At 70.0% G+C, this 20,615-nt stretch carries 21 protein-coding genes; 15 read left to right on the top strand and 6 right to left on the bottom strand.

Translation table 11 applies throughout. From position 1 onward, the window contains the following. On the bottom strand, positions 1-1,845 hold the full coding sequence (locus ACX25U_RS24780; RefSeq protein ID WP_454383234.1) for an SCO2524 family protein: 1,845 nt from the start codon (positions 1,843-1,845) through the stop codon (positions 1-3). Positions 1,846-1,920: 75 nt separating this feature from the next. Next, positions 1,921-2,673, bottom strand: a complete 753-nt coding sequence (locus tag ACX25U_RS24775) for an SCO2525 family SAM-dependent methyltransferase (RefSeq protein ID WP_454383233.1) — start codon at positions 2,671-2,673, stop codon at positions 1,921-1,923. 273 nt (positions 2,674-2,946) lie between these two features. Here ACX25U_RS24775 and ACX25U_RS24770 point away from each other — a divergent pair, with 273 nt between their 5' ends. Next, positions 2,947-3,252, top strand: coding sequence for a hypothetical protein (locus ACX25U_RS24770; RefSeq protein WP_454383232.1), 306 nt, complete (start codon positions 2,947-2,949; stop codon positions 3,250-3,252). 218 nt (positions 3,253-3,470) lie between these two features. On the opposite strand, the gene ACX25U_RS24765 is transcribed toward ACX25U_RS24770, so the two are convergent. Continuing rightward, positions 3,471-4,169 carry a TerB family tellurite resistance protein gene (locus ACX25U_RS24765; protein ID WP_454383231.1) on the bottom strand — a complete coding sequence of 233 codons (699 nt, stop codon included), beginning with the start codon at positions 4,167-4,169 and terminating at the stop codon, positions 3,471-3,473. Positions 4,170-4,364: 195 nt separating this feature from the next. Next, positions 4,365-6,095, bottom strand: a complete 1,731-nt coding sequence (gene leuA / locus ACX25U_RS24760; protein WP_454383230.1) for a 2-isopropylmalate synthase — start codon at positions 6,093-6,095, stop codon at positions 4,365-4,367. A gap of 382 nt (positions 6,096-6,477) precedes the next feature. Here leuA and ACX25U_RS24755 point away from each other — a divergent pair, with 382 nt between their 5' ends. The 9 genes from ACX25U_RS24755 to era all read left to right on the top strand — a co-directional run bounded on the left by ACX25U_RS24755 (position 6,478) and on the right by era (position 14,406). Continuing rightward, positions 6,478-7,575 (top strand): M4 family metallopeptidase, encoded by a 1,098-nt coding sequence (locus ACX25U_RS24755; RefSeq protein ID WP_454383229.1) that lies wholly within the window; start codon positions 6,478-6,480, stop codon positions 7,573-7,575. 355 nt (positions 7,576-7,930) lie between these two features. Next, positions 7,931-8,197: a protealysin inhibitor emfourin gene (locus ACX25U_RS24750; RefSeq protein ID WP_454383228.1), complete on the top strand. Its 267-nt coding sequence runs from the start codon at positions 7,931-7,933 to the stop codon at positions 8,195-8,197. A gap of 46 nt (positions 8,198-8,243) precedes the next feature. Beyond that, complete coding sequence (locus ACX25U_RS24745; protein ID WP_454383227.1) at positions 8,244-9,614, top strand: GH1 family beta-glucosidase; 1,371 nt, start codon at positions 8,244-8,246, stop codon at positions 9,612-9,614. A gap of 129 nt (positions 9,615-9,743) precedes the next feature. Then, on the top strand, positions 9,744-10,826 hold the full coding sequence (locus tag ACX25U_RS24740; protein WP_454383226.1) for a PhoH family protein: 1,083 nt from the start codon (positions 9,744-9,746) through the stop codon (positions 10,824-10,826). Between the two features lie 12 nt (positions 10,827-10,838). Beyond that, positions 10,839-11,336, top strand: a complete 498-nt coding sequence (gene ybeY / locus ACX25U_RS24735; RefSeq protein WP_454383225.1) for an rRNA maturation RNase YbeY — start codon at positions 10,839-10,841, stop codon at positions 11,334-11,336. A 7-nt stretch (positions 11,337-11,343) separates the two neighbouring features. Next, entirely contained in the window at positions 11,344-12,654 is a 1,311-nt protein-coding gene (locus tag ACX25U_RS24730) for a hemolysin family protein (RefSeq protein WP_454383224.1), read from the top strand. Beyond that, complete coding sequence (locus ACX25U_RS24725; RefSeq protein ID WP_454383223.1) at positions 12,651-13,010, top strand: MmcQ/YjbR family DNA-binding protein; 360 nt, start codon at positions 12,651-12,653, stop codon at positions 13,008-13,010. The genes ACX25U_RS24730 and ACX25U_RS24725 overlap by 4 nt, the downstream gene beginning before the upstream one ends. Before the next feature lie 39 nt (positions 13,011-13,049). Continuing rightward, a complete protein-coding gene (locus tag ACX25U_RS24720) occupies positions 13,050-13,409 on the top strand; it encodes a cytidine deaminase (RefSeq protein WP_454383222.1) in 360 nt (119 codons plus the stop codon). 43 nt (positions 13,410-13,452) lie between these two features. Then, a complete protein-coding gene (era, locus tag ACX25U_RS24715) occupies positions 13,453-14,406 on the top strand; it encodes a GTPase Era (RefSeq protein ID WP_454383221.1) in 954 nt (317 codons plus the stop codon). Between the two features lie 385 nt (positions 14,407-14,791). On the opposite strand, the gene ACX25U_RS24710 is transcribed toward era, so the two are convergent. After that, a complete protein-coding gene (locus ACX25U_RS24710) occupies positions 14,792-15,001 on the bottom strand; it encodes a DUF397 domain-containing protein (protein ID WP_454383220.1) in 210 nt (69 codons plus the stop codon). Positions 15,002-15,776: 775 nt separating this feature from the next. Between ACX25U_RS24710 and ACX25U_RS24705 the strand changes: the two genes are divergently transcribed. Beyond that, positions 15,777-16,037, top strand: a complete 261-nt coding sequence (locus ACX25U_RS24705) for a hypothetical protein (protein ID WP_454383219.1) — start codon at positions 15,777-15,779, stop codon at positions 16,035-16,037. 112 nt (positions 16,038-16,149) lie between these two features. Here the strand turns inward: ACX25U_RS24705 and ACX25U_RS24700 are convergent, their stop codons facing one another. Beyond that, on the bottom strand, positions 16,150-16,644 hold the full coding sequence (locus ACX25U_RS24700; protein WP_454383218.1) for a LuxR C-terminal-related transcriptional regulator: 495 nt from the start codon (positions 16,642-16,644) through the stop codon (positions 16,150-16,152). Between the two features lie 489 nt (positions 16,645-17,133). Here ACX25U_RS24700 and lxmK point away from each other — a divergent pair, with 489 nt between their 5' ends. The 4 genes from lxmK to ACX25U_RS24680 all read left to right on the top strand — a co-directional run bounded on the left by lxmK (position 17,134) and on the right by ACX25U_RS24680 (position 20,612). Further along, on the top strand, positions 17,134-18,258 hold the full coding sequence (lxmK, locus tag ACX25U_RS24695; RefSeq protein ID WP_454383217.1) for a class V lanthionine synthetase subunit LxmK: 1,125 nt from the start codon (positions 17,134-17,136) through the stop codon (positions 18,256-18,258). Continuing rightward, a complete protein-coding gene (locus ACX25U_RS24690) occupies positions 18,255-19,307 on the top strand; it encodes a T3SS effector HopA1 family protein (RefSeq protein WP_454383216.1) in 1,053 nt (350 codons plus the stop codon). Before lxmK ends, ACX25U_RS24690 begins: the two co-directional genes overlap by 4 nt. A 3-nt stretch (positions 19,308-19,310) precedes the next feature. Continuing rightward, on the top strand, positions 19,311-19,649 hold the full coding sequence (locus tag ACX25U_RS24685; protein WP_454383215.1) for a helix-turn-helix domain-containing protein: 339 nt from the start codon (positions 19,311-19,313) through the stop codon (positions 19,647-19,649). Between the two features lie 150 nt (positions 19,650-19,799). Next, entirely contained in the window at positions 19,800-20,612 is an 813-nt protein-coding gene (locus ACX25U_RS24680; RefSeq protein WP_454383214.1) for an ABC transporter ATP-binding protein, read from the top strand. The last annotated feature ends 3 nt before the right edge of the window (positions 20,613-20,615 follow it).

The following is a 20,615-nucleotide window of genomic DNA, read 5'->3' as shown; positions in this document are numbered from 1 at the left end:
TCACACCTCCCGGGCGGCGGCGCCCCTGGCCTGGGCCAGGGCGTCGAGCTCCTGGAGCACGGGCAGGGCCAGGGCGAACGCGGTGGCGGGCCGCTCGTCGACCAGGCTGCGCGCGTGGTCCAGGCGGCTTTCGATGCTGCGCATCGCCCGGCTGCGGCTTCCGTCGGCGGTGGCGGACGCCTCCAGTTGCTCCCTGCCGAACAGGTGGGTGGCCTCGCTGAGCAGTTCCCGGGCCAGCTGGGCGAGCTCGGGGCTGCGGATGGGCTGCTGCTCGTACAGGTTGCGGGCGGCCACCAGACACTCGGTGACGCGTTCGGTGATGCTCCAGGACAGGCGGCTGCCGGCGTCGCGCGCCTCCGGGTAGACGGCCCGTACGTCGTCCCAGAGGCCGGCGCCCTCGCCCTCCTCGATCCGCCGGTTCCACAGGTGTTCGAAGGCCTGCTCGGCCAGGCGCAGCAGACGGTCCTGTGCGCCGATGTTCCGGGAGAGCTCGGCGAGCTGGACGATCCGTTTCAGGAGCTGTGCCGAGAAATCGGTCATCCGCCACTGGAGCAGCCCGCCGGAGCGCTCGGACCCGGCGAGCGGCATGGTGACTCCCGGGGTGTGCAGTCGGATGGCGGGGTCGTCCCTGGTCATCCGGCTGGTGACCCGGCCGCGGTCGGCGAGGCGCTCCATGACGGCGACGGTGCGGGTGAGGTCGTCGTCGGTCGCCTTCCGGCGGATCAGGTCGTGCACGAGGATGGCCGCGACGGTCAGCGAGAAGTACTCGGACTCCAGCCGCAGGCCGGTCGTCTGCCAGGGGAGGTCCTCCAGGGGCCAGCGCTCGGCGCCGAAACGGGCGACGGCCGACCAGTACTGCTGGCTGAGCTCCCAGCGCAGCCGCAGCGCCTCGGCGAGTTTCTGCTGGTCGGCGTCCAGCAGGCCCAGGGTGAGGGTGCGCTCGGAGAACAGGTCCTGGATGCCGTCCAGGGCGACCACGGTGAAGTACACGTAGGGCAGCCGGTCGGCGATGCCGTCGGGCTGGCCGGGGACCTGGACGTCCAGGTCCGTGACCTTCGGCGCGTCCTTGACCACGCCCCAGGCCCAGCCGCACTCGAAGAGCCTGCTCTCGTCCCGGATGCTCTCGTCGACCTGGATGCCGCGTGTGAGGCTTTCGATGATCGTGGCGCGCAGGGGGCGGAGCCGGCGGGAGAACTGCTGGAGGACGGCCCGGTCGGACTGTCTGCGCTGCCCGATGACCTGGATGAGCCGCCGGCCCTGTTCGGACTCGGCGTCGAAGACGTTGACGGTGAAGGAGCGCAGCAGGCTGATCATCGCCGCGGTCAGCCGGATCTTCGTGGCCTCCCTCAGTTCGGCGATCGCCCTGCGCACCTCGGGGCGGGTCGTGGTGCCCTCGTAGACCTTGAGGAACCCGAGCGTGGCGAGGCAGAGCGTGACGGACATGGAGTAGGAGTCCACCACGCCCAACTGGCTCTGCTCGTGGGTGAGTTCGCCTGTCGGGTCGGCGGACTTGAAGTAGTGGCCGCCGGCGAAGGTGGGGCTGTCGTCCGGACCCGTGTGGGTGCGCATGAACTGGGTGAGAGCGGTGACCAGGTTGGGCGGGATCTCCAGCCGGCTGCCGACGCCCTCCAGCGCGCGCAGGACGTCCCGCTCGGTGGTGTCCGGCTGGTCGAGGCGGAAGGCGGGGACCTCGGTGGCGGGGTACAGCAGGCAGAGCAGCCGTTCGGCGTCGGCGACGCTGCTCAGCCCGTCGGTGTCCCCCCGGACCAGCTTCCCGTCGTCGAACGAATGACGGGCCGTGGCCCGCCAGATGTCCAGAAGATGCCGGCGTGGCTTGATCTGCATCCCCGCACCCCTCGTACAGATCTCGTTGCCCTGTGTGCAGACATGGTCCCCGTTCCCACGGGGCGGCAATCTCCGCTACGGGACGGCAGTCTCCGAATTCCGCCGTCCCAGGGCGAGAAGGATTCCCTCGTGTCCCGGCCGCACCGTGCGGGCCAGGTCGTGGATCTCCAGCTCCGCGGTGAAGGGTTCCAGGCTTTCCCGGATCCGGTCCGCGTTGACCCGGTAGGCGGGGTATGTGTGTGCGCCGACCTGGAATCCGAGCGCTTCCTTCATGAACGCGGCGGCGAAGGGGGCTCCCTTGTTCAGCGCGTCCATGAAGCACCCCACTCCCCGCCGGAACTCGTCGGGGCACTCGGACATGAATTCGGCGACGAAGAACATGGTCCCGATGTCCCAGCGTCGCTGTCCGTCGAGGTCCAGCAGGTTGTCGCGTTCAACCCGGACGACTTCGCCGAACCGGCTCCTCGGCTCGACGTCCCGGTAGGCGGGGGCCTGACTCAGTACGTCCCAGAACGCGTCCCACGCCGTGTCGTACCCCCCGCCGGACGCCTGTTTCTCCAGGTATTCGACATTCGGAGTCGCATATTCCAGAAGGAGGATGTTCTCGCACCAAGGCAGCATGGAAAGGGCCGGATAGAGATTCGCGCCGGCGCCCACGTCGACTCCCTGGACCGAGGCCGGCATGCCCTGTTCGTGGCAGCGGCTGAAATAGTCGCGCATGAGCCCTACGATCAGCAGATCGACCTCGAGCGGGGTGCGGTAATTGAGGTCGACGTACACCTCCGGATCGAAGTTCGACCATGGCGCGTCGGCGTTTCGATCCATCATCACCCTGCCAAGTTCCATTCAGTGTCGGACAAGACCGTGTGCCGGCGCACGAGTCCCCCTGGACGTCGGCGGACAAAAGCGGCTCCGGTGTTCGCACGGTAAGTCCGGTGGGCGCGCGGAGACAGCCAGGAACACGCCAGTCCTCCGTGCCCGGGCACACATCAGGCGCACGCCGGCACAGTCCTGTCATGCCTGAACCCGCCCTTGCCTGAGAGGCGAGTTGGACGCTCACTCCGGCCAGAAGCAGCCACCGGGGCCCATTCCCTCCTTCGTGTGAACGGCGGCCACGGCTGCCGCGGTGCCGTCTCACGTCCCGACTGGGGGTGGCATGATCACCGAACCACTTGGGCGCGTCCTGGACCACGAGGAGCGCCTCACCCGGCCGACACCTTCACGGAACCACGGCCCCCGCTGCTGCGGACGGCACGGGAGTCCGACCTGCCCGAGCTGCAGCGGCTCGACGAGGATGTCTTCCAGGAGGTCGCCCATCCGGCGTTCCTGCTGCGGCGGCTCTCGATCTGTACTCCGGTCACCTGCTGGTTCTGGACGACGACGGCCGGCTGCGCGGCTACGTCCTGACGTGCCTGCGCCATTGCGGGGCCGAGCGGGTCCGGCTGACCGTGGAGCCCGCCGGCGACGCCGCGATCCTGCTCTCCCGTTCCCTGGGTTTCCGCCCGGAGCCGCGCGACGGGGGGGCTGCGCCGGGACTACTTCGGTCCGGATGAGGACCGCAAGGTGATGTGCCTCGTGCTGTGACGCGCCCCGGTCTGTCCCGAAGCGGCCGGCCCGCCGTCGCATCAGGACGGCGTCCGGGCCGCCGCCAGCAGACGGGCCACCTCGTCCGTGTGGATGGTCAGGGCCGCGCCGACGGTGGTGAGGGTGTCGTGTTCGGCGGGGGTGTAGGGGCCGTCGGCCAGGGCGATGCGGGCGGCCTGGAGGAGGATCGACTCACGGCCCGCGGGAGCCAGGTGCGGGGCCAGTGGGTCGAGGGCCTCGTGCAGTTCTATGGCCAGGCCCGCGCCGCACGGCCGGCCGTCGTGGACGCGCCCGGTGTCCGCGGCCAGCGCCTCGACCAGGGCGGCCAGCCGCTCCTCGGTGCAGTCGGCGAGACCGGCCGCGCGGACCGCGGCCGCGGCGGTCTCCAGGGCCGTACGGGAGCAGGTGCCGCCCGCCGAGAGCACCGCCAGGGCGACGGTGTGCACGGCGTCGCGGAGCATCGCCGAGAAGCGCGTCGTGGTCGGGTGGTCCAGGACGTCCGTGCCGAAGTGGCCGCCGCAGGCGGCGCACTCGACGACCGGTGCGGCCGCGCCGCGCGGCAGCAGCGGCACGCCGAGGACGGTGAAGCGCCGACGGCCGCTCAGGCGCTGGTAGTTGCGGTCGCCGCCGCAGCCGGGGCAGAAGAACTCGCCGTCGCCGACCGGGGTCCACGCGGTACGGGTGCCCAGCATCCGGGCAAGCCTGGCGGCACGGCCGTTTCGTCCCCGTACTGGCAGCACGTCGCACCTCCGTAACCGCACGGCAACATCGCCGCACTGGCGTGATGTTAGCCACATCGGTGAGGCGGAGTCAGCATCCTGGACGAGACCTTTCCGTGACCTGCACGAACGGGTGGCCGGTATGCGACGGTCGCACGACGGGCCCCGGCCGCCTCGACAGGCGGCCGGGGCCCGGACGAACACCGGTCGAAGCGGTCAGCGGGCCGCCCGGTTGACGGCCGAGACGACCGCCTTCAGGGACGCACGTGTCGTGTTCGCATCGATGCCGATGCCCCACAGAACCTTGTCGTCGATCGCGCATTCGATGTAGGAGGCGGCCTGCGCGGAGGCGCCCTCGCTCATCGTGTGCTCCTGGTAGTCCAGCAGGCGTACGTCGACGCCGATGGAGTGCAGGGCGTCGAAGAAGGCCGAGATCGGTCCGTTGCCGGAGCCGGTCAGGACGGTGTCCTTCCCGTCGACCGTGGCGTCGACCGTGAGGGTGTCCACTCCGTCGGTGTCCGTGGTGGACTGGCCCTTCTTGACCTGGATACGGCCCCAGGGGTTGTCCGGGTTCGGCAGGTACTCGTCCTGGAAGACCTCCCAGATCTCCTTCGGAGTGACCTCGCCGCCCTCGGCGTCCGTCTTGGCCTGGATGATCCGGGAGAACTCGATCTGCATCCGGCGCGGCAGGTCCAGCTTGTGGTCGTTCTTCAGGACGTAGGCGATACCGCCCTTGCCGGACTGCGAGTTGACGCGGATGACGGCCTCGTAGGACCGGCCGACGTCCTTGGGGTCGATGGGCAGGTACGGCACCGCCCACTCGATGTCGTCGACCGTGACGCCCTTGGCCTTCGCGTCGGCCTCCATGGCGTCGAAGCCCTTCTTGATGGCGTCCTGGTGGGAGCCGGAGAAGGACGTGTAGACCAGGTCGCCCACGTACGGGTGGCGCGGGTGGACCTCCATCTGGTTGCAGTACTCCCACGTACGGCGGATCTCGTCGATGTCGGAGAAGTCGATCTGCGGGTCGACGCCCTGCGAGAACAGGTTCATGCCCAGGGTGACCAGGTCGACGTTGCCGGTGCGCTCGCCCTGCCCGAACAGGCAGCCCTCGACGCGGTCCGCGCCGGCCATGACCGCCAGCTCCGCCGCCGCCACGGCCGTACCGCGGTCGTTGTGCGGGTGGACCGACAGGCAGACGTACTCCCGCCGGGACAGGTTGCGGTGCATCCACTCGAAGCGGTCCGCGTGCGTGGACGGCGCCGAACGCTCCACCGTGGCGGGCAGGTTGAGGATGATCTCGCGGCCCGGGCCCGGCTGGTAGACGTCCATGACCGCCTCGCAGACCTCGAGGGCGAAGTCCAGCTCGGTGTCGGTGAAGATCTCGGGGCTGTACTGGTAGCCGAACACTGTGCCATCAGCCTCGTCGCCCAGCAGCTTCTCGGCGTACTCCACCACCAGGCGGGTGCCGTCGACGGCGATCTGCTTGATGTCGTCCTTGGAGCCGCGGAAGACGACCCGGCGGAAGACCGGGGCGGTGGCGTTGTACAGGTGGACGGTGGCGCGGTGGGCGCCCTTGAGGGACTCCACGGTCCGCTCGATCAGGTCCTCGCGGGCCTGGGTCAGCACGGAGATCGTGACATCCTCGGGGATCGCGCCCTCTTCCTCGATGATCGAGCGCACGAAGTCGAAGTCGGTCTGGCCGGAGGCCGGGAAGCCGACCTCGATCTCCTTGTAGCCCATCTTGACCAGCTGGTCGAACATCCGGCGCTTGCGCTCGGGCGACATGGGATCGATCAGGGCCTGGTTGCCGTCGCGCAGGTCGGTGGAGAGCCAGCGGGGGGCGACGGTGATCCGCTTGTCGGGCCAGGTGCGGTCGGGGATGTCGACCTGCTCGTAGCGGCCGTACTTGTGGATCGGCATGGAACTGGGCTGCTGGCGGTTCGCCATGGTTGCGTGGGCTCCTCGAAAAAGTCCGCAGGTCCGCGGGTGCCGGGAAACGGCCGACGGCGCAACGCCAAACACCGCGGTGAGGGAGTCGGCCTCGACTACAGGCCCTCGCCGCGGCAGCTAAGGAGAAGCAGCCCGAAACGCATGATGCTCCGCAGCCTAGCCGAGCCGCGCCGGATGCGCGGGCCCGTTCCAGTATGCGAAACCGACGGGACGAAATGGACAAAAAGTGTGCGACGTCACGCCCACCCCCTCACACTCGACGGCCCTCCACGCCCCTCCCTACCATTTCGCCGCCGACCGAAGGCCCTCTTGCCCCGATATTCACCAATCATGGTTGCAGTTGGTGACAGTCGCATCACGCAGTGCCATGGTTCCGGGCATGACGACCAACGGGGGCTTCGAGCCCGTCTTCTGCACCATCGTGCCGCCCCACGTCCTCGACCGCCTCGCGCGCAACGAGGACCCCGCGCTCTCCGGACCCGCCCGCCGCACCCTGGAACGCGACGCCCTCGAGCGCACCCGCCGCCGGCTGACCACCGTCATCGGCGCACCCGCCGTCGCCCCGCCCGCCGGCCGGCGGGACGGGCAGCCGCACCGCACGATCTACGACGCCCAGCACCGCACCGACCTGCCCGGGAAGAAGGTGCGCGGCGAGGGAAACGGACCCGGCAAGGACGCCACGGTCAACCGCGCCTACTCGGGGCTCGGCGCCACCTTCGAGCTGTATCTCACGGTCTACCGGCGGGACTCGATCGACGGCCGCGGCATGCCGCTGGACGCGACGGTGCACTACGACGAGCAGTACAACAACGCCTTCTGGAACGGCGAGCAGATGGTGTTCGGGGACGGCGACGGGGAGATCTTCCTCGACTTCACCATCCCGGTCGACGTCATCGGCCACGAGCTGGCCCACGGCGTCACCCAGCACACCGCCAACCTGGCCTACTTCGGTCAGTCCGGCGCGCTGAACGAGTCGGTCTCCGACGTCTTCGGCTCACTGATCAAGCAGTACGCGCTCGGCCAGACCGCGGCCGAGGCCGACTGGCTGATCGGCGCCGGGCTGCTGGCCCCGAGCGTCAGCGGCACCGCGCTGCGCTCCATGAAGGCGCCCGGCACCGCGTACGACGACGACCTGCTCGGCAAGGACCCGCAGCCGGCCACGATGGACCACTACGTCCACACCGGCAGCGACAACGGCGGCGTGCACATCAACTCCGGCATCCCCAACCACGCCTTCTACCTGGTCGCCACCGCGCTCGGCGGCCACGCCTGGGAGAGGGCCGGGCAGATCTGGTACGACGTCCTGACGAGCGGCCACCTGCAGGAGGACGCGCTGTTCGCGGACTTCGCCACCCTCACCGTGAAGGCGGCCCGGGAGCGCTACGGCGTCGGCGACGAACTCGAGGCCGTGCGGAAGGCGTGGGAACAGGTCGGGGTGCCAACCGCTCGTCAGGGAGTGCACGCAAGGTCCGTTTAGCTCGATCGTGTCATGGTCGGCTCGCGGGCTCGCGGTGGCGTGGGCTGACCGGAGTAGCGTGATCAGCGTGATCTGGGACACCGGGCACGGTGTCGGCGTGCGGGGCCCCTTGCCACCAGAGAGATGGTCTGGGGCCTCCCCGTCGCCTCTGGCCGTGTCCACCTGCCCAGGTCGCGCAGGGAACCGGCCCCTCGGGACCGGACCACACACAGGATGTGTGTCGCCGCCCCGGGGACGAGTACGCCGGGGACCAGTACGCCCACAACCGTTCGGGGCGTGTGACTGAGCACGTGCAACTCATGTTCGTTCTTCAGGAACGGTGCGGACGCTGCAGTTCCGTACTAGACACGGACCCATGCGGATTCGAGTGAGGCGCACGGGAGGTTTCGCGGGCATCGAGCGCCGCGTCGAGGTCGACACCTCGGCGCGGCCCGACGCCCAGGAGTTGCGGGACCTGGCCGAGCGGGCGCTGGCCGCCGGCCGGTCCGCGCCGCCGGCCGGGGTGCCCGACGGGTTCAGTTACGAGATCACGGTGGATGGCCGGACGGTGTACGCGGCCGATCCCCGGCTGACCGGGGAGCAGCGGGAGCTCATCTCCAGAGTGCTCAAGGAAGGTGCGTAACTCACGGTCGGTGCCTGGGCGTTGACTTCCGTTACCGGCGGTAAGGATGATCCGGTCCATGGCGACGAACCCGATACCTCAGTTCCCGGCCGGTTTCCTGTGGGGCGTGTCGACCTCGGCCCACCAGATCGAGGGGGCGGCGGACGAGCGCGAGCCGTCCGTGTGGGACGCGTTCACGGCCGAGCCGGGACGGGTGAAGGACGGCTCGACGGCGGCGGTGGCCTGCGACCACTACCACCGCCACCGCGAGGACGTGGCGCTGCTGGCCGGCCTCGGCGTGGACGCGTACCGCTTCTCCGTCTCCTGGCCGCGGGTGAACTCCCCCGGCGGCCTCGACTTCTACGACCGCCTGGTCGACGACCTGTGCGCGGTGGGCGTCCGACCGGTGCCGACCCTCTTCCACTGGGACCTGCCGGTGGGGCTGGACTGGCTGGAGCGGGACACGGCCGCGCGGTTCGCCGAGCACGTGTCGGTGGTCGCCGAACGCCTGGGCGACCGCACAGAAAAGTGGATCACGCTCAACGAGCCCGCCGAGCACACCCTGCTGGGTCACGCCCTGGGCGTGCACGCGCCGGGGAGGCGGCTGCTGTTCGACGCGCTGCCGACCGCCCACCACCAGCTGCTCGCCCACGGCCTGGCGGTACGGGCGCTGCGCGCGGCCGGGGCCACGGACATCGGCATCGCCAACTCGCACGGGCCGACCTGGCCGGCGTCGGAGGAACGGGCGGACGTGGAGGCGGCGGACCTCTACGACGTCCTGCTGAACCGGATGTTCGCGGAGCCGGTCCTGCTGGGCGGCTACCCGGGGATCATCGGCGACCTGCTGTCCGACGGGGGGACGGACGTCGGGGCCGATCTGAGGGTCATCGCCGAGCCGGTCGACTTCTACGGCGTCAACTACTACGCACCCACCCGGGTGGGTGCCCCGCGGGGCACGGAGATCGAGTTCGGCGGCGTGACCCTGCCCGCCGAACTCCCCTTCTCCGTCCGGGAGATCGAGGGCCGCCCGAAGACGGACTTCGGCTGGCCCGTGGTGCCCGAGGGGCTGACGGAGCTGCTCACCGGCCTCCGCGACCGCTACGGCGACCGCCTCCCGCCCGTCGTCATCACCGAGAACGGCTGCTCCTACGAGGGCCTCGACGACCAGGACCGCATCACCTACCTGGACGGCCACGTCCGCGCCCTGCACCGGGCGATCGAGGCGGGCGTGGACGTGCGCGGCTACTTCGTCTGGTCGCTGCTGGACAACTTCGAGTGGGCGGAGGGCTACGCACGCCGGTTCGGGTTGGTCCACGTGGACTACGACACACTCGCGAGGACGCCGAAAGCCTCGTACACCTGGTTCCGGGACGTGCTGCGGGACCAGCGGCGCCGGGACGTGGCCGGGGCTCGTCCCCGCGGCGACGTGCGGCGGTGACCCCGCCGCCGAGGACGCCGAAAAGCCCTACAGGGTTGTCGTCGGCCCGTCGTACCCTGGGAAGCGCGAGGCCGCGGTCAGTCGCGCGGCCGTGACGAGGAGGAATCAGCAGGCCTTCAGAGCCGGCCCATGACGCAGACACCCGCAGCCAACAGCCCCGCGCAGGGGCAGGCAAAAGCGCAGTTCACCGTCCCCGCCCAGCACCCCATGGTGACGGTGCTGGGTTCCGGCGACTCCCTCCTGCGCGTGATCGAGAAGGCCTTCCCGGGGGCCGACATCCACGTCCGGGGCAACGAGATCAGCGCGGTCGGCGCCCCGGCGGACGTCGCCCTGGTCCAACGAGTGTTCGACGAGATGATGCTGGTGCTCCGCACCGGCCAGCCGCTGACGGAGGACGCGGTGGAGCGCTCGATCGCCATGCTCAAGGCGAGCGAGAACGGGGAGAGCGACGGCCACGAGACCCCGGCCGAGGTCCTGACGCAGAACATCCTGTCCTCGCGCGGCCGCACCATCCGCCCCAAGACGCTCAACCAGAAGCGGTACGTCGACGCGATCGACAAGCACACGGTCGTCTTCGGCATCGGCCCCGCCGGCACCGGCAAGACCTACCTGGCCATGGCCAAGGCGGTGCAGGCCCTGCAGTCCAAGCAGGTCAACCGCATCATCCTGACCCGCCCGGCGGTCGAGGCCGGTGAGCGGCTGGGCTTCCTGCCCGGCACGCTCTACGAGAAGATCGACCCGTACCTGCGCCCGCTGTACGACGCGCTGCACGACATGCTCGACCCGGATTCGATTCCGCGGCTGATGGCGGCGGGGACGATCGAGGTCGCGCCGCTGGCTTATATGCGTGGGCGCACGCTCAATGATGCTTTCATCATTCTGGACGAGGCCCAGAACACCAGCCCCGAGCAGATGAAGATGTTCCTCACCCGGCTCGGGTTCGACTCGAAGATCGTGATCACGGGCGACGTGACGCAGGTGGACCTGCCGAACGGCACGAAGAGCGGTCTGCGGCAGGTGCAGGAGATCCTGGAGGGGGTCGAGGACGTCCACTTCTCCCGCCTGTCGTCGCACGACGTCGTACGGCACAAGCTGGTGGGCCGTATCGTCGACGCGTACGAAAAGTACGACAGCAAGCACGGCACCGAGAACGGCGCGCACAAGCCCGCCGGTCACAGCAGGGCCGCCGGGCGCGGGCACAAGGGGAAGTAGACCAGCACCACCATGTCGATCGACGTCAACAACGAGTCGGGAACCGAGGTCGACGAGCAGGCGATCCTCGACATCGCCCGCTACGCGCTCACACGGATGCGCATCCACCCGCTCTCCGAGCTCTCGGTGATCGTCGTGGACGCCGACGCCATGGAGCAGCTGCACGTCCAGTGGATGGACCTGCCGGGGCCCACGGATGTCATGTCCTTTCCGATGGACGAGCTGAGGCCGCCGTCGAAGGACGACGACGAGCCCCCGCAGGGCCTGCTCGGAGACATCGTGCTGTGCCCCGAGGTCGCCGCGAAGCAGGGCTCCGAGGCCCCGACGCAGCACTCCATGGACGAGGAGCTGCAGCTGCTCACCGTCCACGGGGTGCTGCACCTGCTCGGCTACGACCACGAGGAGCCGGGCGAGAAGGCCGAGATGTTCGGTCTGCAGGCCGCGATCGTGGACGGCTGGCGCGCGGAGCGGGGCCTGAGCGGTCCGTCCCCGGCGCCCACCGTCTCGTAAGCCGCCCATGAGTCCTCAGATCGTTCTCGGCGCGATCGCCCTGGTGGTCGTCGCCTGGCTCGCCGCCTGCGCGGAGGCGGCCCTGCCGCGCGTGACCAGCTTCCGGGCCGAGGAGGCCGTGAAGTCCGGCCGCCGGGGCAGCACCAAGCTGGCCCAGGTCGCCGCGGACGCGACCCGGTACCTGAACCTGGCGCTGCTGATCCGCGTGGCCTGCGAGATGGCGGCGGCGTCACTGGTCACGTACGCGTGTCTGGAGGCGTTCGCGGGTACGGCCCAGGCACTGGCGGTGGCCATCGCGGTCATGGTGCTCGTCTCCTACGTCGCCATCGGGGTCTCCCCGCGCACCATCGGCCGCCAGCACTCGCTGAACACGGCGATCGTGGCGGCGTACGTCCTGGTGCCGCTGGCCCGTGTGCTGGGCCCGATCCCCTCGCTGCTGATCCTCATCGGCAACGCGCTCACCCCGGGCAAGGGCTTCAGGCGCGGCCCGTTCGCCTCCGAGGCGGAGCTGCGCGCGATGGTCGACCTGGCGGAGCGGGAGTCGCTGATCGAGGCCGAGGAGCGCCGTATGGTGCACTCGGTCTTCGAGCTCGGCGACACGCTGGTGCGCGAGGTGATGGTGCCGCGCACCGACCTGGTGGTGATCGAGCGGTACAAGACGATCCGCCAGGCCCTCACCCTGGCCCTGCGCTCCGGCTTCTCCCGCATCCCGGTCACCGGCGAGAACGAGGACGACATCGTCGGGATCGTCTACCTGAAGGACCTGGCCCGCAAGACGCACATCAGCCGGGACGCGGAGAGCGAGCTGGTGTCGACGGCGATGCGCCCGGCCGTGTTCGTGCCGGACACCAAGAACGCCGGTGACCTGCTGCGCGAGATGCAGAAGGAGCGCAACCACGTCGCCGTCGTGATCGACGAGTACGGCGGCACGGCCGGTGTCGTCACCATCGAGGACATCCTCGAGGAGATCGTCGGCGAGATCACCGACGAGTACGACCGTGAGCTGCCGCCGGTGGAGGCGCTGGGCGACGGCCGTTACCGCGTCACCGCGCGTCTGGACATCACCGACCTGGGCGAGCTGTACGGGCTGGAGGAGTACGACGACGAGGACGTGGAGACCGTCGGCGGGCTGCTCGCCAAGGCGCTGGGCCGGGTGCCCATCGCGGGGGCGTCGGCGGTCGTCGGGCTGCCGGACGACCGGGAGCTGCGGCTGACGGCGGAGGCGGCGGCGGGTCGCCGGAACAAGATCGTGACGGTGCTGGTGGAGCCGGTGGCTCCGGCCGAGTCCTCCAGGGACGAGGAGGGGAAGCCGGAGTGAGTCCCGAGGAGCTGCGCGCCTTCTGCCTGTCGCTCAACGCGGTGGTCGAGGACTTCCCCTTCAACCCGGAGACCTCGGTCTTCAGGGTCCAGGGCAGGCTGTTCGCGCTGTCGGCCCTGGACACCCGCCCGCTGAAGGTCAACCTCAAGTGCGACCCGGAGGACGCGATCCGGCTGCGTACCGAGTACGAGGGCCTGATCGTCCCCGGCTATCACCAGAACAAACGCCACTGGAACACGGTCACCGTCGGCGCCGGGCTCCCGGACCGCCTGGTCCGCGAGCTCATCGAGGACTCCTACGACCTGGTCGTGGCGGGACTGCCGCGTGCGGAGCGACTCCGCCTCGACCGGGCCTGAACTCCTGGCCCGGCGGTGCGGCTCCGTATGCTTCGGGGCATGACCGACAACGCGCTTGACCCCGAGGACCGCAAGATCGTCACCCTGGCCCGCTCGGCCCGGGCCCGCAACGGTGTGCCGGAGGGCGCGGCCGTACGGGACGAGACCGGGCGTACGTACGTCGCGGGGTCGGTGCACCTGGCCTCGCTGAAGCTCAGCGCCCTGCAGACGGCGGTGGCCATGGCCGTGGCGTCCGGGGCGACCTCGCTGGAGGCGGCGGCGGTGGTCAGCGAGGCGGAGGGGATCGCGCCCGAGGACCGGGCCGCCGTAGGGGACCTGGGCGGGGCGGGGACGCCGGTGCTGCTGGCGGGGCCGGACGGGGAGGTGCGGCTCACGCTGCCCGCGGGGACGGACGAGTAGTGCGCGTGCAGCGGGGGGTTGCGGATCAGGGACAATGGGCGCCATGAGCGTTCGTACCCAGTCATCCGCACAGCCCACCGAGGCTGTCCACCGGGCCGGCTTCGCCTGTTTCGTGGGCCGGCCCAACGCGGGCAAGTCCACCCTCACGAACGCTCTGGTCGGGCAGAAGGTGGCGATCACCTCGACCCGGCCGCAGACGACGCGGCACACCGTGCGGGGCATCGTGCACCGGCCGGACGCCCAGCTGGTCCTGGTGGACACGCCGGGGCTGCACAAGCCGCGCACGCTGCTGGGGGAACGGCTGAACGACGTGGTGCGGACCACGTGGGCCGAGGTCGACGTGATCGGGTTCTGTCTGCCGGCCGACCAGAAGATCGGGCCCGGTGACCGGTTCATCGCGAAGGAGCTGGCCGGGATCAAGCGGACGCCCAAGGTCGCGATCGTCACGAAGACGGATCTGGTGGACTCCAAGACGCTGGCCGAGCAGCTGATCGCGGTCGACCGGCTGGGCGAGGAGCTGGGGATCGCCTGGGCGGAGATCGTGCCGGTGTCGGCGACGGGCGGCAAGCAGGTGGATCTGCTCGCCGATCTGCTGGTCCCGCTGCTGCCGGAGGGACCGGCGCTGTATCCCGAGGGCGACCTGACGGACGAGCCGGAGCAGGTGATGGTGGCCGAGCTGATCCGGGAGGCGGCGCTGGAGGGGGTGCGGGACGAGTTGCCGCACTCGATCGCGGTGGTGGTGGAGGAGATGCTGCCGCGGGAGGACCGGCCGGCGGACAAGCCGCTGCTGGACATCCACGCGAACGTCTTCATCGAGCGGCCGAGTCAGAAGGGCATCGTCATCGGGCCCAAGGGCAAGCGGCTGAAGGAGGTGGGGATCAAGTCCCGTAAGCAGATCGAGGCGTTGCTGGGGACGCCGGTGTTCCTGGACCTCCATGTGAAGGTCGCGAAGGACTGGCAGCGGGACCCCAAGCAGCTGCGCCGCCTCGGCTTCTGAGTTCTTTGCCCACCCACCCGACTCGGTGGGTCACGAGTGACCGACCCCGGGGCTCTGCTCAGTGCCCCCGCAACGCGAGCATCACGTGGCTTGGGCCCGCGCCCTGGGCGCACACGCAGGAGCCCCGACTGCGTTCTTTGCCGCGTCGGTCGAGGGCCGTGCCCGCTCCGGTCGGAGGAGGCCGGGGCGGGGGTCCAGCGGCGTCCGTCCCGGTACTCGTCCAGCTTTCGCAGTGCCGCGCTCAGGGCTGGCCGGTAACCGGGACAGACATGCTCACGGGGCAGTGTCCAGGCGTGCCGGCAGACAGGCACCGCAACACCCTGGGGTGCTCCGGGTCCGGCTCTGCGTTGCCGCCGCACCGCGGACACTGCCTCATGACCACCTCCTACGCCGTGACGTCGAATTCGCCCAGCTTGGCACCGGTCAGGAAGTCGGTCCCCTCGTCCGCCGTGAAGTCGGCCGTTTCACCGGTCGCGGAGTTGCGGACCGCCACCTTGCCGGGAACGTTCGTGGTCACCTGCACACATCGGGGGTCGTTGTTGTTGTAGGTGCACGCCGTAGATGTGCGGAACGCGAACTCGGGTACTACGGTCATGCGCTTTCCCTTCGTCGTGCTGTTGCGAGGAACCGGTCCTCGCGCCGTCTTGCGACCCGCCCCTGCAGGCACTCGCCCACAGTGGCGGGGGCCGTGCGCTGCTGTCCTCGCGCCTCGCAGTGCTCCGGAAGGGGCAGTCATCGGGTGCGGTGCCCAGTTCAGGCTTTCGTCCTCTTGTTGTACGGGTGACACCGGCAGGTGCCGCGAGGCGCAAGCGCGATGCCCGACCCGCCCGGAAGCGGAATGCCGACGGTTTGGCGGCACGCGCTGTGCAAGCCCCTGTGTTCCGGGCGCTGCGCGACCCCGCATTCCGCGGACATGGTTGACGTGTCCGTCGTGGTCGAGTCGGTCACAGTTCCCTCCGACTGCGCCGGTTGGCCTCCCTCACCTTGGCGTACAGCCGGACGGTGTCGCCGACGCAGCCCGGGCAGGAACACGGCGGAAGTGCAGAAGTCGTCTCCGGCACCTCAAGGGGTTTCACCGTGTGTTTTTCACGGACCTGGGTGCGCGCCGGTTTCCGGGTTGACGCGGTGGACGGCAATGGTCATCGTCACGTGATCACGTCGTCCTTCCGGGCGCCTCGCGCAGCGCCTCGACCAGGACGCCACCCGCAACGCAGTAGGCGCAACGAGAGCACAGGGGGCACGTCGTCGCGTGTCTCACGTGTGCTTGGAACGTGGGGCGTTGAGCGTCCGCGGTGACGCTGCCGTCCGCGTCCTGGGCGTTCCTCACGCGTTCTCCCAGGGGTCGACCTGGGCGCCTGCGCGGTCCGGACGTGACGCCTGTCGCCCAGTGCGGCCACGTAGAGCCGGACAAGAGCGTCTGCACGCTCCCGGGCTTCCTCTGCCTCCCAGTCACGGGGCGGCAACAACCCCGCGCGAGGCTGCGACTGATCAGAGGCATCCGAGCTCTCGGCGAACGCGCCGCAGCCGAGCTCAAGCAGCGCCGGCGCACCCTGCAACACGTCACCCTCAGCCCCAGCCGGATCGGCGACATCGCCCGCGCCGCCCTCGCCCTCAACAGAATCTGGAAGTGATCACCGCTGAGAAAACGTCACTGACAAGTGATAACCAGTGGCAAAACGGCTATCGCAGTGGGTGCCTTACGCCGGGCCGCCGGCTGGTCCGGTGCAAGGCACCCGCATACCGTCAGGGCGAGACGTGCGTTTTCGGCGGCCTGCTCATGCCCAGACGATGAGCCAGAACAGCGGTCCGCACCCGGTTGGTCGTGCCGAGTTTGGAGTAGATGGCGCTGATGTGATCCTTGATCGTCGCCGGGCTCAGCAGGAGCGACCGGCCGATCTCGACGTTCGACAGTCCGGCCGCGAGCATGGTGCACACCTCGGTCTCGCGCGGGGTGAGAGCGCTGGCCCGCTCCTGCACCTCACGCGGGACGGCCTCGCGGCCCAGCACGTCCAGCAGGGAGTGGGTGGCGGCCGAGGTCAGCACCCGGTTCCCGGTGGAGACCACGCGGATCGTGTCCTGGAGCGTCCTGGGATCGGCGTCCGGGCTCAGCACACCCGCGGCGCCGTTGAGCAGTGCCTCCCGCGCGATCGTCCCCTCCACGTCGTGTGCCAGGAGCGTGGTCTCCGGCCGAGCCGGCAGCCGCCGCAGCGCGGCCACGAGAGAGAAGGTGAGCCGCATGCACGGCTGGATGCCCATCACCACGACGTCCGGGCGGTGCCGTGCCGCTGCCTCGGCGACGTCGATACAGTCAGAGGTACCCCTTATTTCTATGTCCGGAGCCTCCTCTAAGACGGCGCTCAGCCCAGCCTTAACGAGGCTCTCATCATGTGCGACAAGAACTCCGATCATGAATATTTTCCCCCTGTATAGCCAGTCACGGCTCACATTTGATCGGTGTACATCCTCTAGTTGAGGTCACAAGAGGGTCAACTTTCCTTCGGAAACTTGAGGGTTACTTGAGGTGGCCCGCCGCGTACAAGTGGAACTACCCGTCAAAACGGGTGTGCTTCACCCGCATCGGGTGCCGAAAACCTCAACTCGACTCTGACTACCGCTACTTGGCGGGGGTGGAAGCCGCCGTTCAGCCGATGTGGCCGGACGCCGACGGCAGGCAGGATCCTCACGTCGGCAGTGCCCGGCACACCATCGCGACTACAAGGGGGGCATGTGCGCGCGGGTCGAAGTACGTTCGCGCCGGTCGATCTCGAGGCGGCACCCGAGGTCAACTCGGTGCTCGACACTCTCGGAGTCGGCAGGCTGGACACGGACGGCGTGGAGTCGCTCTTCGGACGCAACGAGAACTGGGTGGGCACCACCACCGCTGGCGTGGGCGTCTTCGTCAAACGGGTCTCGCTGGATGGCGGGGGCGAGGACGCGGACCGACGCGTCGCGCGCTCACGCACCTTCGCCGCCCTGATCCGGCAGAGCGGCTCGCCCGACCTCGCCACTCCGGAACTCATCGGATTCGACGCGTCGTCGCGGGTCCTGGTGTATCGGCTGCTCGACGACGCGCGTACCTACGCCGAGCTGTCCTCGGACGACGAACTCGACAGCGCGCTCGCACATCGGGCCGGCCGGGCCACCGGCGCGCTGCACCTGCTCGACGCGCAGCACGCGGAACCCGCCCTGGACCGTTCGCCGTTCCCCTTCCCGAGTCTCGGGCTGATGCGGGCGCTGCCGATGCGGGGCTTCATGGGGCTCACCTTCGCCGAGGTCACGCTCTGGCAGATCCTGCACGGCGACCGGGTGCTCACCGACGCCGTCGCGCGGTTGCGCGGTACCGAACGGGAGGCGCCCCTGGTGCCTTCGCACTGTGACCTGAGATTCGATCAGTTCCTGCTCGCCGACCACGAGTTGTATCTGACCGACGGCGAGGAGTTCCGTTGGGGGGACCCCGCGCGCGACCTCGGGGCGATGGCGGGCGAGTGGCTGTACCGGGCCGTCACCGGCCTGACCGGCCGTGACTCGGACGACGACGAGGCGGGCCTGTCGCCCACGGAACCCACCCACGAGGAGATCCTGGCGCGGGGCGTACGCGAGATGGACCGCGCCCGGCCGCTGATCGCCGCCTTCTGGTCCGGCTACCACTCCGTGCGCCGGGCCGACGACCCGGGCCTCGCCGTCCGCGCCACCGCCTACGCGGGCTGGCACATGATCGACCGCGCCATGGCGACGGCCGTGCGCGGCAGCAGACTTCCCGCCGTGTCCCGGGCCGCCATGGGCATCGGGCGCAACGCGCTGCTGACCCCGGAGCGTTTCGTTTCGACACTGGGTCTTGAGGAGAGACGATGACCGTCCTGGACGAGGGCACCCGCATCACCGTGGACGGACTCAACCGGCGCCTGGCCGACGCCATCACCCTGGTGGACCTGGCGCCCGACTGTCTGTCGGCCCGGATCGCGGATCGTGAGATCACGGCCGACACCCCGGCACAACTGCGCGACCGGCTGGCGGTGCTGATCTACGAGCACCTGCACGCGGGACGCCCCGAACGCGAGGAGTCCATGCCGCGCAGCCTGCGGGACTGGCAACTCGAGCGGCTGCTGCACGAGGCGACCCCGCACCGCTCGACGCCCCACCGGGCGCGGCTGTGCGGCCTGCACGAGAACCTTCCCGTGGTCGAGATCGACGGCATCCGCGTCTGCATCCCCGAGGCCGCCGCCGCGCCCGGCGCCGTCGCCTCGCCCGCCCTCTCCGTCGCCGGTGACCTGCGGGAGATCGCCGCCCGCTCGGCGACGGCCGACGGCGACATCTACGTGAACGTGTACATCCCGGCCGCGCGGCCCGCCCTGTCACCGGGCTTCTTCCTGGCGGACGGATCCCTGGGCCGGCCCGCCAAGGGCGCGGTGCTGCGGCTGTACACCCATGTCACGGAGGCCGGTCACGCCCCCGGCGTCTGGCGCACGGTCCTCACCGCGCTGGAGGAGGCCCGGGCCCCGTACCGGGCCAAGATCAGCTCGTCGCCCCTGCTCTACCCCCGTCGTGACGCCCTCGTGGTCTACCTGGGCGCCGACGCGCTGCACGCCGTCGACACCGTGCGCGAGGCCGTGCACGACGTTCCGGGACTGGGGGCGCAGACCTCGCCCTTCGCCGACGAGATCGCGCCCGGCTTCGCCGCGGCCTGGGAGCCCGACGACAACCGGCCCGGCCACCGGGCCATGAGCTTCGGTGAGCACCGGTCGGCGGCCGTCGCCGCGGGGCTCACCGCGCACCGCCTCACCCCCACGCATCCATCCGTCGCCGCCGCGGTGGCCGCCGCGCTCGCCGAGGCGGGTGTCGACCCCGCCCACCCGGCCCGGAGCCCGGGCCGACCGCACGCCGACCCGCGAAAGGGGGTCTGAGCAATGCCGCGCCCCCCGGCCCTGCCGTCGGAGCAGAAGACCCGTCTGGTCCTCGCCGTATTGTCCAAGGAGCGCACCGTCTCCGAGGCGGCCCGCGCCGCGCAGGTCTCGGAGCAGTCCATCGCCAACTGGCGCCGGCAGTTCCTCGAGGGCGGCAGCGCCGCCCTGGCCGGCAAGTCGGCGGCCTGCACCGGCAGTCAGCGCGAGGCGGCCCTGCTTCAAGAGGTGCACAAGCTGAAGCAGGCCCTCGGCGAGGCCTATGTGGAGCTGATGACCTGGCGGCGAACCGAGGAGTACCGGCGCGTCCCTTCCGTCACCTCGAAGCAGTACGAACGGAACTAGGAATCAGTGTTTCGAGGTTCTGCGTCATTTTGGGGATTCCGCGCCGTACCTATACCCGACGACTGCAGAAGCACAGAGCACAGGAAGGCCACAGCGATGCGCGGTCCGGCTGAAGCGGACACAGCGGCGATTGCCGTACGAGGCCTCACCATGCGGTATGGCGACCAGGACGTACTGCGCGGTGTGGACCTGACGGTCGAGCACGGCGAGGTACTGGCCCTGCTCGGCCCCAACGGAGCGGGAAAGACCACCACCGTGGAGATCCTGGAGGGGTTCCGGTCCCGCACCGACGGCGAGGTCCGGGTGCTGGGACAGGACCCGCAACGGGCGGGCGAGGAGTGGCGCGGCCAGGTGGGCGTCGTCCTGCAGTCCTGGCGCGACCACGCCCGCTGGCGGGTCGGTGAGCTCCTGGAGCACGTGGCCTCCTACTACCGGGCGCCGCGTTCGGTGGCCGAGACCCTGGACACGCTCGGCCTGACCGCTCACGCGAACCAGGTGTGCCAGCGCCTGTCCGGCGGGCAGCGCAGGCGCCTGGACGTGGCCCTCGGCATCATCGGGGACCCCCGTCTGCTCTTCCTCGACGAGCCGACCGCCGGTTTCGACCCCGTCGTACGGCGTGAGTTCCACGAGCTGATCGAACGGCTGAAGGAAGACGGCATGACCATGGTGCTCACCACCCACGACCTGCACGAGGCGGAACGTCTCTCCGACCGCACGGCGGTACTGATCGACGGCCAGATCGCCGCCTTCGGCACCGGCGCCGAACTCGCCGCCGAGGCACGGGCACAGGCCCGCGTCGTGTGGACCGAGGACGGCGTACGGCGGGAGGAGCAGACCAGCGACCCCTCCCGCTACGTCTGGGAATTGCACCGCAAGCACGACGGGCCCGTACCCGACCTGGAGGTGCACCGGCCCACGCTGGAGGACGTCTACCTCCGCATGATCGCGGAAGCGGGTGCCTGAACC

Source organism: Streptomyces sp. JNUCC 63 (assembly GCF_054366325.1).
The sequence above is the reverse complement of the archived record's forward strand: the minus strand, read 5'-3'. Positions and strand labels throughout refer to the sequence as shown.